General features: G+C 39.9%; 7 protein-coding genes. 5 read left to right on the forward strand and 2 right to left on the reverse strand.

The window, feature by feature from the left end:
- Window positions 1-344: 344 nt before the first annotated feature.
- Window positions 345-2627, reverse strand: coding sequence for a Xaa-Pro dipeptidyl-peptidase (locus TZ90_RS03535; protein ID WP_045611504.1), 2283 nt, complete (start codon window positions 2625-2627; stop codon window positions 345-347).
- Between the two features lie 288 nt (window positions 2628-2915).
- Here TZ90_RS03535 and TZ90_RS03540 point away from each other — a divergent pair, with 288 nt between their 5' ends.
- The 3 genes from TZ90_RS03540 to pyk all read left to right on the forward strand — a co-directional run bounded on the left by TZ90_RS03540 (window position 2916) and on the right by pyk (window position 8669).
- Window positions 2916-6017 carry a DNA polymerase III subunit alpha gene (locus TZ90_RS03540; RefSeq protein WP_045611506.1) on the forward strand — a complete coding sequence of 1034 codons (3102 nt, stop codon included), beginning with the start codon at window positions 2916-2918 and terminating at the stop codon, window positions 6015-6017.
- 80 nt (window positions 6018-6097) lie between these two features.
- Window positions 6098-7105: a 6-phosphofructokinase gene (gene pfkA / locus TZ90_RS03545; protein WP_000820860.1), complete on the forward strand. Its 1008-nt coding sequence runs from the start codon at window positions 6098-6100 to the stop codon at window positions 7103-7105.
- 58 nt (window positions 7106-7163) lie between these two features.
- Window positions 7164-8669: a pyruvate kinase gene (pyk, locus tag TZ90_RS03550; protein WP_001042798.1), complete on the forward strand. Its 1506-nt coding sequence runs from the start codon at window positions 7164-7166 to the stop codon at window positions 8667-8669.
- Between the two features lie 314 nt (window positions 8670-8983).
- On the opposite strand, the gene TZ90_RS03555 is transcribed toward pyk, so the two are convergent.
- The gene (locus tag TZ90_RS03555; RefSeq protein WP_000204728.1) at window positions 8984-9970 is read right to left on the reverse strand and encodes an L-lactate dehydrogenase; all 987 of its coding nucleotides are present in this window, start codon (window positions 9968-9970) and stop codon (window positions 8984-8986) included.
- A gap of 194 nt (window positions 9971-10164) precedes the next feature.
- Here TZ90_RS03555 and gyrA point away from each other — a divergent pair, with 194 nt between their 5' ends.
- Both gyrA and TZ90_RS03565 read left to right on the forward strand, forming a co-directional pair.
- Entirely contained in the window at window positions 10165-12633 is a 2469-nt protein-coding gene (gene gyrA, locus TZ90_RS03560; protein WP_001154038.1) for a DNA gyrase subunit A, read from the forward strand.
- Entirely contained in the window at window positions 12633-13376 is a 744-nt protein-coding gene (locus tag TZ90_RS03565) for a class A sortase (RefSeq protein ID WP_045611507.1), read from the forward strand. The genes gyrA and TZ90_RS03565 overlap by 1 nt, the downstream gene beginning before the upstream one ends.
- Window positions 13377-13407: the final 31 nt, after the last annotated feature.

The following is a 13407-nucleotide window of genomic DNA, read 5'->3' on the forward strand; positions in this document are numbered from 1 at the left end:
CCACACTTTTAACTTGTCACTAGTTGGGTGTAGATGAATTGGGTATCTATCTGTTTATCTACATTGGTGTCCTCTACTAACAGTAAATCATTCAATTAGGGTAGCCTTTTGTCACGACTTCTTGTGAATTTACGATTAATGTCAAATCACAGAGATTTTCCAACATGTGGTGTGGTAGCGTGTATGATAGAGGGTCACACATGTTGGTTATGGGGCGGTATCTTTTGTTCAAACTCCAGTTATGGGCTTATCACAAGTCCTTCTTTGAGAGTGAATTTGATACTAAGTTTATGTTTCCTTAGACTGTTCAAGTGGAAATAGTTCCATATTGAAATTCTGATATATTATACCTTTTGACAAGGTAGGATAAGAGTAGACTGTTCAAGATCAACAGTCAGGTGGTAAGCGGTGTTGTCACGTATGGTGATTTCAAAGTCAGTAGTATAGAGGACTAAACGGAGAGTGTCTCCTTCTTTTAACTTGTAAATAGTCGGTTGCAGTTCAAACTGGATATCCATCCATTCATCTGCAGTAATATCCTCTACTAACAGTAAATCATTTCTATTTTGCAAATTGAGATAGCCTTTTGTCACGACTCGTTGTGCATTTGGTCTAAAAGGTAATTCACAGAGATTTTCCAACATGTGGTAGCGACCGTTGTCAATGGTTCTAGCACTTAATACAGCTGGATAAGGTTGTAGGTATTTCTTCTGTCCAAATTCTAGCAGTTGGGCAGATAAGAGCCCCTTATTTGTACTGGATTTGATACGAAGATTGAGTTGGGCACGACCGTTCAAGTGAAGATCTTTGGTTACAGGAAGGTCAATAGTAATTTGATTGGCTTTCCCTTGATAGAGTTCTGTATTGAAGGTCTGATATGTCTTACTATAACGCTCAAAATCTTTATCTGAGTACTGGTTTTGAATAATCTGTTCTTCTTGACCAAGTGAGAAGGTTTCGAAGTTTTCTTGCTCACCGAAGGTACCAAGTGTTAACCAAGTCTGAGGAGCGGTATTGTCCTGCCAGATAACAGTCGGAAGCTGATAATCTGTTTCCTGTCCCAATAATTTCTTAGTCAGTAAGGCATTCATGGACTCACGGAAATCAATGGATTGCCAGTTATTCATATAAACATGGGCACCATTATGGAAAAAGAGGTGCTTATTTATATGAGTAGGAAGAGCATGGAACATCTGGTAAACATGAAGTGGTTTGACATTCCAATCCTGTGAACCATGGGTAAAGACAACCTCTGCCTTTACTTTATCAGCATTGAGCAGATAGTTGCGGTCATGCCAAAATTGATTGTAGTCACCAGATTTGCGATCTAACTGCTCTTTTACTTTTTCTAAGTCAGCTTGGTGAGCCTCATTACCACGGATATAGTCGCCGGCCAAGAGATTGCGAGAGTAGGTCAGTTCAGCAAGGGAATCAAAGTCCTCACCTGGGTAACCACCTGGGCTAGTTACCAGACCGTTTTCACGGTAGTAGTTGTACCACGAAGAAATACCAGCCTCGGCAATGATAACTTCTAAACCATCTACACCTGTAGTCGCAAGACCATTGGACATGGTACCTAGATAGGAAAGTCCCGTTGTGGCTACTTTCCCGTTTGACCAGTCAGCCTTGACTTGACGTTGGCGCGTGTGGTCAGTGAAGGCACGACAACGACCATTAAGCCAATCGATGACATTTTTATAAGCCTCGATTTGCTGGTAGTCTCCATTAGTCATGAAACCTGTGGAGTCTTTGGTACCAACACCTGACACATAGAGATTAGCAAAACCTCGTGGAAGGAAGTAGTCGTTGAGTGTATAGCTAGAGTTGATGTGACTTAGCTTTTCCTCACTTTCTGCCACAACTTCAGCTTGATCTTGGGGTTGGATGAGATTTAGTTGAGGTTCCTCTAACTCGATCTTGTGAGGAGACTTAACCTCGAGCTCGCCCTCCATCTTGTAGAGAGCCTTGTCGCTAGCCTTGTCATTTGTTCCCTGATGATAGGGACTTGCAGTCATGATAGCAGGGATTTGCCCGTCATAACGAGGACGAATAATGCTGACCTTGACTAAGTCTGGTAGCCCTTTTCGGTCAGTATCGACACGAGTCTCAACGTAAACAACTTCACGAATGACATCATGGCTAGAAAAAGTAGCCAAACTCTTACCGTTAAAGTAGTGATAGTCATTATCCTCAGGAATAAGACCGTCACTGACAAGTTGGTCGATAAGGGTATTCCCCTTTTTGGTGCGAGTATTGAGTAACTGATAGAGATTTTCAATCAAGTCACCGTATACAATAGGAAATCCAGTCTCTTTACGAAAAACATCACTGTCTTCAAAGTCAACCAAATAAGAAAAACCTAAAAGTTGAAAGACTACAGTATAGAAAATATTTGCAGTCAGTTCTTTGTCTGACTGAAAAAATGTCAGTAAGTCAGTTTCTTTATCAACTGCTAAACTGGATAGGGGATAGGTGCTATCTTTGTAATTAAAAAAGAAACGAATAAGAAACGCTTCAAGCGTTTTTTTATTTGTAATGTTGACCGGTAAATAGAATCCATACTTTTTTAATTCAAAGATAATTGTATCTCTAGGTAGCGCAAAATAGCTGAATTGATTAAAACGCATAAAACCTCCTATTTATGAAATATATTAAGGTTATTATATCAAAAAATAGAGAGAAAAGAAACTATAAAAATTAACAGAAATTATAATAAATAAAAATAAGTACTTATGAAATAAACAAGTAAAATGATAAGCTTAAATACAAAAATATTAGTGATGCTGTTGAAAATCGGGCAAGGATCGTCTAGTCAACTATGATTTGAGTTATTAGATATTAAAGCATCAGTAATACTAATAGAAATTTAAAGAAAATGGTATAATATAGTGAGAACGATAGAGGAGAACTGTAAATTGATTGCACAACTAGATACAAAAACAGTCTATAGTTTTATGGAGAGTGTCATTTCAATCGACAAGTATGTGAGAGTAGCAAAAGACTATGGATACACTCATCTGGCTATGATGGATATTGACAATCTTTATGGAGCTTTCGACTTTCTAGAGGTTACAAAAAAATACAGCATTCATCCTTTATTAGGGCTTGAAATGAATGTGCTTGTAGATGGTAAGGATGTGAATCTGCGCTTTTTAGCTTTATCTAGTGTGGGCTATCAGCAGTTGATGAAACTATCAACAGCCAAGATGCAGGGGGAGAAAAGTTGGTCAGTTCTATCTCAGTATCTAGAGGATATTGCGATAATTGTGCCTTATTTTGAAGAACTTGAGTTATTAAATCTAGGCTGTGATTACTATATAGGGGTTTACCCAGAAACACTGGCCAGCGAATTTCACCATCCTATTTTGCCATTGTATCGGGTCAATACATTTGAAAGTAAGGATAGAGAAGTTCTTCAAGTATTAACAGCGATTAAAGAAAACCTACCGCTCAGAGAAGTCCCTTTGCGTTCGAGACAAGATGTTTTTATATCAGCAAGTTCTTTAGAGAAACTATTCCAAGAACGTTTTCCTCAAGCCTTGGAAAACTTAGAAAAGCTGATTTCAGGTATCTCTTATAACTTGGATACTAGTCTGAAACTGCCTCGTTTTAATCCAGCTAGACCAGCAGTAGAAGAGTTGAGAGAACGTGCTGAATTGGGGCTTGCTCAGAAGAGGTTAACTGGTAAAGAATATCAAGACCGTCTAGACCAAGAATTGGCTGTTATTCATGATATGGGCTTTGATGATTATTTCTTGGTTGTTTGGGATTTATTGCGTTTTGGACGTTCGAATGGCTATTATATGGGAATGGGACGAGGTTCCGCAGTTGGTAGCTTGGTTTCCTATGCTCTAGACATTACAGGGATTGACCCAGTAGAGAAAAATCTGATTTTTGAACGTTTCCTCAATCGTGAACGCTATACTATGCCTGATATTGATATTGATATTCCTGATATTTATCGTCCAGATTTTATCAGGTATGTTGGCAATAAATATGGCAGTAAACATGCTGCTCAAATCGTTACTTTTTCTACCTTTGGGGCTAAGCAAGCTCTTCGAGATGTATTGAAACGCTTTGGTGTGCCCGAGTATGAATTATCTGCAATTACTAAGAAAATCAGTTTTCGGGACAATCTTAAGTCAGCCTATGAGGGCAATCTGCAGTTTCGTCAGCAAATTAATAGTAAGTTAGAATACCAAAAAGCCTTTGAGATTGCTTGCAAGATTGAGGGCTATCCAAGACAAACCTCTGTCCATGCGGCTGGTGTTGTAATCAGTGACCAAGATTTGACCAATTACATCCCTCTAAAGCATGGTGACGAAATTCCACTGACTCAATATGATGCTCATGGAGTCGAAGCGAGTGGACTTTTGAAGATGGATTTTCTGGGGCTACGAAATTTGACCTTTGTTCAGAAAATGCAAGAGTTGCTTGCTGAAACAGAAGGTATTCATATAAAAATAGAAGAAATTGATTTGGAAGACAAAGAAACGTTAGCTCTTTTTGCATCTGGCAATACAAAAGGTATCTTTCAATTTGAACAACCTGGTGCCATTCGCTTGCTCAAACGTGTGCAACCAGTCTGTTTTGAAGATGTCGTAGCAACTACTTCCCTAAATCGACCAGGTGCTAGTGATTATATCAATAATTTTGTAGCTAGAAAACATGGGCAGGAAGAAGTGACTGTTCTAGATCCAGCTCTGGAGGATATTTTGGCTCCAACTTATGGCATTATGCTCTATCAGGAGCAGGTTATGCAGGTTGCTCAGCGATTTGCTGGATTTAGTCTTGGGAAAGCCGATATTTTGCGCCGGGCTATGGGTAAAAAGGATGCCTCTGCTATGCATGAGATGAGGACTTCCTTTATTCAAGGCTCCATAGAAGCTGGTCATACTGCGGAAAAAGCAGAGCAGGTTTTTGATGTTATGGAGAAGTTTGCAGGTTATGGATTTAACAGGTCACACGCCTACGCCTACTCAGCCTTGGCCTTCCAGTTGGCTTATTTTAAAAAGCATTATCCAGCCATCTTTTATCAGATTATGTTGAATTCTGCCAACAGTGATTATGTAACAGATGCCTTAGAAGCAGGTTTTGAAGTAGCCCCATTGTCCATCAATACTATTCCCTATCACGATAAAATTGCCAACAAGTCTATCTATCTAGGTTTGAAATCGATTAAGGGGCTCAGCAAGGATTTGGCGCTTTGGATTATCGAACATCGACCCTATTCTAACATTGAAGATTTTTTATCTAAACTACCTGAGAATTATTTGAAACTTCCCTTGCTGGAACCTTTGGTAAAAGTTGGTCTTTTCGATTCATTTGAAAAAAATCGTCAAAAAGTATTCAATAATTTAGTTAATCTATTTGAATTTGTGAAAGTGTTAGGAAGCTTATTTGGAGAGACCATCTATAGTTGGCAAGATTCGGAGGACTGGTCGGAGCAAGAAAAATTCTACATGGAACAAGAGCTTCTAGGAGTAGGAGTGAGCAAACATCCTCTACAAGCTATTGCAAGTAAGGCTATTTATCCGATTACTCCTATTAGTAATTTGTCAGAAAATAGCTATGCTATTATCTTGGTTGAGGTTCAGAAGATAAAAGTAATTCGTACTAAAAAGGGTGAAAATATGGCTTTCTTACAGGTGGATGACAGTAAGAAAAAATTGGATGTTACCCTCTTTTCAGATTTATATCGACAGGTTGGACAGGAAGTAAGAGAAGGAGCCTTCTACTATATCAAAGGGAAAGTCCAGTCTCGTGACGGTCGTCTGCAAATGATTGCACAAGAAATAAGAGAAGCAGTGGCTGAACGCTTCTGGATTCAGGTGAAAAATCATGACTCGGATCAAGAAATGTCACGTATTTTAGACCAGTTTAAAGGCTCAATCCCAGTCATTATCAGGTATGAAGAGGAACAGAGAACAATTGTTTCTCCCAACCATTTTGTAGCTAAATCTGATGAATTAGAAGTGAAATTGGATGAAATCGTTATGAAAACGATTTATCGCTAAAATTACGGAAAATAGAAGAATTTTCAATGTAAATGTGGTATAATCAGTAAGAATGTTAAAAGAAAAAGGAGCATAACCAAATGAAACGTATTGCTGTTTTGACTAGTGGTGGAGACGCCCCTGGTATGAATGCTGCCATCCGAGCAGTTGTTCGTCAAGCAATTTCAGAAGGAATGGAAGTGTTTGGTATCTATGATGGATATGCTGGTATGGTTGCCGGTGAAATTCATCCCCTAGATGCAGCTTCAGTAGGAGACATCATTTCTCGTGGTGGTACTTTCCTTCACTCAGCTCGCTACCCAGAGTTCGCTCAACTTGAAGGGCAACTTAAAGGGATTGAGCAATTGAAAAAACACGGGATTGAAGGTGTAGTTGTTATCGGTGGTGACGGATCTTACCACGGTGCTATGCGTTTGACTGAGCATGGCTTCCCAGCTATCGGTCTTCCAGGTACAATCGATAACGATATCGTTGGTACTGACTTCACAATCGGTTTTGACACAGCTGTTACTACTGCTATGGACGCTATCGATAAGATTCGTGATACATCATCAAGTCACCGTCGTACTTTTGTTATCGAAGTTATGGGACGTAACGCAGGTGATATCGCTCTTTGGGCAGGTATCGCAACTGGTGCTGATGAAATCATCATTCCTGAAGAAGACTTCAAGATTGAAGATATCGTAGAAAGCATTAAATGTGGTTATGAGTGTGGTAAAAAACACAACATTATCGTCTTGGCTGAAGGTGTGATGTCAGCAGCTGAATTTGGTCAAAAACTAAAAGAAGCTGGGGATACAAGCGACCTTCGTGTGACAGAACTTGGACATATTCAACGTGGTGGTTCTCCAACTGCGCGTGACCGTGTTTTGGCATCACGTATGGGTGCACATGCTGTTAAACTTCTTAAAGAAGGTATCGGTGGTGTTGCGGTTGGTATTCGTAACGAGAAAATGGTTGAAAACCCAATTCTTGGAACTGCAGAAGAAGGAGCATTGTTTAGCCTTACTGCAGATGGTAAGATTGTGGTTAACAACCCACACAAGGCTGACCTTGAGCTATCTAGCTTGAATAAGAGCTTGTCATAATTTATAATTTAGTTAATAAGACCAAAAAGGTCATATATATAAAGGAGTCACAAAAATCATGAACAAACGTGTAAAAATCGTTGCAACTTTGGGACCTGCGGTAGAAATCCGTGGTGGTAAAAAATTCGGTGATGACGGATACTGGGGCGAAAAACTTGATGTTGAAGCTTCAGCTAAAAACATTGCTAAATTGATTGAAGCTGGTGCTAACACATTCCGTTTCAACTTCTCACACGGTGACCACCAAGAACAAGGTGAGCGTATGGCAACTGTTAAACTTGCAGAACAACTTGCAGGTAAAAAAGTTGGTTTCCTTCTTGATACAAAAGGACCAGAAATCCGTACAGAATTGTTCGAAGGTGAAGCTAAAGAGTATTCATACAAAACTGGTGAGAAAATCCGTGTTGCAACTAAACAAGGAATCAAATCAACTCGTGATGTGATTGCATTGAACGTTGCTGGTGCTCTTGATATCTATGATGATGTTGAAGTTGGTCGTCAAGTTTTGGTTGACGATGGTAAACTTGGTCTTCGTGTGGTTGCTAAAGATGATGCAACTCGTGAATTTGAAGTTGAAGTTGAAAACGATGGCGTAATTGCTAAACAAAAAGGTGTTAACATCCCTAACACTAAAATTCCTTTCCCAGCACTTGCTGAACGTGATAACGATGATATCCGCTTTGGTCTTGAACAAGGTATCAACTTCATCGCTATTTCATTCGTACGTACTGCAAAAGATGTGAACGAAGTTCGTGCAATCTGTGAAGAAACTGGAAACGGACATGTTCAATTGTTCGCTAAAATCGAAAACCAACAAGGTATCGACAACTTGGATGAAATCATCGAAGCTGCTGATGGTATCATGATTGCTCGTGGTGACATGGGTATCGAAGTACCATTCGAAATGGTTCCAGTTTACCAAAAAATGATCATCAAGAAAGTTAATGCTGCAGGTAAAGTTGTTATTACTGCAACAAACATGCTTGAAACAATGACTGAAAAACCACGTGCAACTCGTTCAGAAGTATCAGACGTATTCAACGCTGTTATCGACGGTACTGACGCTACAATGCTTTCAGGTGAGTCTGCAAACGGTAAATACCCACTTGAGTCAGTAACTACAATGGCTACAATCGACAAGAACGCTCAAACTCTTCTTAACGAATACGGTCGCTTGAACTCAGATTCATTTGAACGTAACTCTAAGACAGAAGTAATGGCTTCAGCTGTTAAAGATGCTACTAACTCAATGGACATTAAATTGGTTGTAACTCTTACTAAGACAGGTCACACTGCACGTTTGATCTCTAAATACCGTCCAAATGCTGATATCTTGGCATTGACATTCGACGAATTGACAGAACGTGGATTGATGTTGAACTGGGGTGTTATCCCAATGTTGACAGATGCTCCATCATCAACTGACGATATGTTTGAAATTGCTGAACGTAAAGCAGTTGAAGCAGGTCTTGTACAATCTGGTGATGATATCGTTATCGTAGCTGGTGTACCACTTGGAGAAGCTGTACGTACAAACACAATGCGTATCCGCACAGTACGTTAATTAAAATAAAAAGCCTATCATATTAAGCTTTCTAGCCTGTATGATGGGCTTTTTTTGTCCATGGGGCAAAAATGGGGCAAAACTTTTTACTTTCGATTTAATGCGACAGTATCAAGTGCGTCAAGCACTGCTTACTCCAGACCTTTTGTAACGTGAGTATAGATCTAATTGGTGGTTTTTCGGATTTATGCCCAAACTGTGACATGATAGCTTTTAAAGTTATGTTGTTTTTTACATAAACTTCATAAAATGTTTAGTTAAGATAGAGATAAAAAATAACTCCCTGATGAGTCAAGGAGTTATTTCTATCTAAATTAGTTTTTAGAAGCAGCTTGGAATTCTGGGTTTTTCCATGCTTCGTCAATGATAGCTTGCAATTCTTTAGCAGATGCTTGCATTTTTTGAGTTTCTGCGTCGTTCAATGGGATATTTACTGGACGAACAATACCATGTGCACCTACAACAGCTGGTTGACCGATAAAGACGTTTTTAACTCCGTATTGACCTTCTTGGAATACTGAAAGTGGAAGTACTGCGTTTTCATCGTCAAGGATTGCTTTAGTAATACGAGCAAGGGCTACTGCGATACCGTAGTATGTTGCACCTTTTTTGTTGATGATTGTGTAAGCTGCATCACGAACACCTTCGAACAATTCAATCAATTCAGCTTCTTGAACATTTTGAGTGTCTTTAAGGAATTCTTCAAGGTTTACACCAGCGATGTTAGCGTGTGACCAAACAGCGAACTCAGAGTCACCGTGTTCACCCATAATGTAGGCGTGGACTGAACGAGCATCAACATCCAATTTTTCAGCAAGTGCTTGACGGAAACGAGCTGAGTCAAGTGAAGTACCTGAACCGATAACGCGTTCTTTAGGGAATCCAGAGAATTTCCAAGTTGAGTAAGTCAAGACGTCAACTGGGTTAGCAGCAACAAGGAAGATACCTTTGAAACCTGATTCAACAACTTGAGTTACAATTGATTTGTTGATAGCAAGGTTTTTACCTACAAGGTCAAGACGAGTTTCACCTGGTTTTTGAGGCGCACCTGCAGTGATTACAACAAGGTCAGCGTCTGCACAGTCAGAGTATTGAGCTGCATAGATTTTTTTAGGTGAAGTGAAGGCAAGGGCATGACTAAGGTCAAGTGCATCACCAACAGCTTTTTCATGCAATTGTGGAATTTCGATAATTCCAAGCTCTTGTGCAATTCCTTGGTTAACAAGTGCAAAAGCGTAAGAAGAACCTACAGCGCCATCACCGACAAGGATAACTTTTTTGTGTTGTTTAGTTGAAGTCATTATTCTAAACATCTCCTTAATTTTATTCAGGGATTTCCCCAGTTATTTCAATTTTATCACTTTTGAAAAGCTTTGTCACGGATATGCATTTCAGTTCTTGATGTAAACGTTTTAGTGATTTTAGATACCTGAAATATAGCGGACATTATGGTATAATATAGTTAATTACTAATAGTGAAATGAGGCATTTATTAATGCAGGATAGAAATTTAGTGAATGTCAATCTGACAAAGGAGATGAAGACGAGCTTTATCGACTACGCCATGAGTGTTATCGTAGCGCGAGCCCTTCCTGATGTTCGAGATGGCTTGAAACCTGTTCACCGTCGGATTCTCTATGGAATGAATGAATTGGGTGTTACTCCAGACAAACCACATAAAAAATCTGCTCGTATTACTGGGGATGTCATGGGTAAATATCACCCACACGGGGATTCCTCTATCTATGAAGCCATGGTCCGTATGGCTCAATGGTGGAGTTACCGTTACATGCTTGTAGATGGTCATGGGAACTTTGGTTCCATGGATGGTGATGGTGCTGCCGCCCAGCGTTATACTGAGGCACGTATGAGCAAGATTGCTCTAGAGATGCTTCGTGATATCAATAAAAATACGGTTGACTTCGTTGATAACTATGATGCCAATGAACGTGAACCCTTGGTCTTGCCAGCGCGCTTTCCTAATCTTTTGGTTAATGGAGCAACTGGTATCGCTGTCGGTATGGCGACCAATATTCCACCTCATAACTTGGGAGAAACCATTGATGCTGTGAAGTTGGTCATGGACAATCCTGAAGTGACCACTAAGGATTTGATGGAAGTCTTGCCTGGGCCAGATTTTCCAACTGGTGCCCTCGTCATGGGGAAATCAGGCATTCATAAGGCTTATGAAACAGGTAAAGGTTCTATTGTCCTACGTTCTCGTACTGAAATCGAAGAAACTAAGACTGGCCGTGAGCGCATTGTTGTAACAGAATTCCCTTACATGGTCAACAAAACAAAGGTACATGAGCATATTGTTCGTTTGGTTCAGGAAAAGCGTATTGAGGGGATTACAGCAGTACGTGATGAGTCAAACCGTGAAGGTGTTCGATTTGTTATTGAAGTCAAGCGCGATGCCTCAGCCAATGTTATCCTCAACAACCTCTTCAAGATGACCCAGATGCAAACTAATTTTGGTTTTAATATGCTTGCTATCCAAAATGGGGTACCGAAGATTTTGTCCCTTCGTCAGATTTTGGATGCTTATATTGAGCATCAAAAAGAAGTGGTTGTTCGTCGTACCCGTTTTGATAAGGAAAAAGCGGAAGCGCGTGCTCATATCTTAGAAGGTCTCTTAATTGCACTAGACCATATCGACGAGGTGATTCGTATCATCCGTGCTAGTGAAACGGATGCGGAAGCACAAGCTGAGTTGATGAGCAAATTCAAGTTATCTGAACGTCAAAGTCAAGCCATTCTTGATATGCGTCTTCGTCGTTTGACAGGTTTGGAACGCGATAAGATTCAGTCTGAGTATGATGACCTCTTGGCTCTGATTGCAGATTTAGCAGATATTCTAGCTAAGCCAGAACGTGTTTCTCAAATCATTAAAGATGAATTAGACGAAGTCAAGCGTAAATTTGGTGACCAACGTCGTACGGAATTGATGGTTGGTGAAGTCTTAAGCCTCGAAGATGAGGACTTGATTGAAGAAACGGATGTCTTGATTACACTTTCTAACAAGGGATACATCAAACGTCTCGACCAAGCTGAGTTCACCGCTCAAAAACGTGGTGGCCGCGGTGTTCAAGGAACAGGTGTTAAGGATGACGATTTTGTTCGTGAGTTAGTGTCGACTAGCACCCATGATCACCTACTCTTCTTTACAAATAAAGGCCGTGTTTATCGCCTGAAAGGCTATGAAATTCCTGAGTATGGCCGTACTGCTAAGGGCTTGCCGATTGTCAATCTTTTGAAATTGGATGAAGGCGAAAGTATTCAAACCATCATCAATGTTGAGTCTGAACGCAGTGATGATGCTTACCTCTTCTTCACAACCCGTCATGGTATTGTGAAGAGAACCAGCGTTAAGGAATTTGCTAACATTCGCCAGAATGGTCTCAAGGCTTTGAACCTCAAGGATGAAGATGAATTGATTAATGTCTTACTGACAGAAGAAGATACGGATATTATCATTGGTACCAAGTTTGGTTATGCAGTTCGCTTTAATCAATCAGCCGTTCGTGGAATGAGCCGTATCGCTACGGGTGTGAAAGGTGTTAATCTCCGTGAGGGGGACACAGTTGTTGGTGCTAGTGTGATTACAGACCAGGACGAGGTTCTTATCATCACAGACAAAGGATATGGTAAGCGCACAGTTGCGACTGAATATCCAACTAAAGGTCGTGGTGGTAAAGGGATGCAAACTGCTAAAATTACGGAAAAGAATGGTTCCCTTGCTGGTCTTATGACAGTTAAAGGTGATGAAGATTTGATGATTATCACTGATACAGGTGTCATGATTCGAACCAACGTTGCCAATATTTCACAAACAGGTCGCTCAACTATGGGAGTTAAAGTGATGCGCCTGGACCAAGATGCTAAAATTGTAACCTTTACTACGGTTACAGCGGCAGAAAAAGAAGAGGTTGGGACAGAAAACGAAACAGAAGGTGAAGCATAATGCCTCATAAAAAGAACAAAAAGAAAACAAACCGTAAAAATTTACTAATCAATATCTTGGCAGGTTTTTTAATCCTCTTGTCAGTAGCTTTGATTTTCAATTCAAAAATTCGTGATATGTTCATGGTTTGGAATACCAATAAATACCAAGTCAGCCAAGTATCAAAAGAAAAATTGGAAGAAAATCAAGATACAGAAGGGAATTTTGACTTTGATTCCGTAAAAGCCATCTCGTCAGAAGCTGTCTTGTCCTCACAATGGGATTCGCAAAAATTGCCAGTTATCGGTGGAATTGCTGTCCCTGAGGTAGAAATTAACTTGCCTATTTTTAAGGGACTGGATAATGTTAATCTCTTCTATGGTGCAGGTACAATGAAGCGTGATCAAGTGATGGGGAAAGGAAACTATTCACTTGCTAGCCATCACATTTTCACTGCGGAAAATGCCAGTCAAATGCTTTTTTCCCCACTGGCACGCGCTAAAAATGGGATGAAAATTTATCTAACTGATAAGGATAAAGTTTATACCTACGAAATCCGTGAAGTGAAGCATGTGACTCCAGATCGAGTTGACGAGATTGATGACCGTAATGGTGTTGATGAAATCACACTTGTAACCTGTGTTGACTATGATGCGACAGAACGGATTATCGTTAAAGGTGACTTAAAAGAAGAAAAAGATTATTCACAAACCCCTGAAGAAATTCTAACAGCTTTCAATCAACCATATAAACAACGCTATTAATAGTTAAAGAATCAGTAAACATTTTATTTTA

Source organism: Streptococcus mitis, assembly GCF_000960005.1.
GTDB classification, from domain to species: Bacteria; Bacillota; Bacilli; order Lactobacillales; family Streptococcaceae; genus Streptococcus; species Streptococcus mitis_CK.

Coding starts and splice junctions, on each gene's coding strand:
- TZ90_RS03535 (WP_045611504.1), bottom strand. CDS start 2,627: ATGCGTTTTAATCAATTCAGCTATTTTGCGCTACCTAGAGATACAATT.
- pfkA (WP_000820860.1), top strand. CDS start 6,098: ATGAAACGTATTGCTGTTTTGACTAGTGGTGGAGACGCCCCTGGTATG.
- pyk (WP_001042798.1), top strand. CDS start 7,164: ATGAACAAACGTGTAAAAATCGTTGCAACTTTGGGACCTGCGGTAGAA.
- TZ90_RS03555 (WP_000204728.1), bottom strand. CDS start 9,970: ATGACTTCAACTAAACAACACAAAAAAGTTATCCTTGTCGGTGATGGC.
- gyrA (WP_001154038.1), top strand. CDS start 10,165: ATGCAGGATAGAAATTTAGTGAATGTCAATCTGACAAAGGAGATGAAG.
- TZ90_RS03565 (WP_045611507.1), top strand. CDS start 12,633: ATGCCTCATAAAAAGAACAAAAAGAAAACAAACCGTAAAAATTTACTA.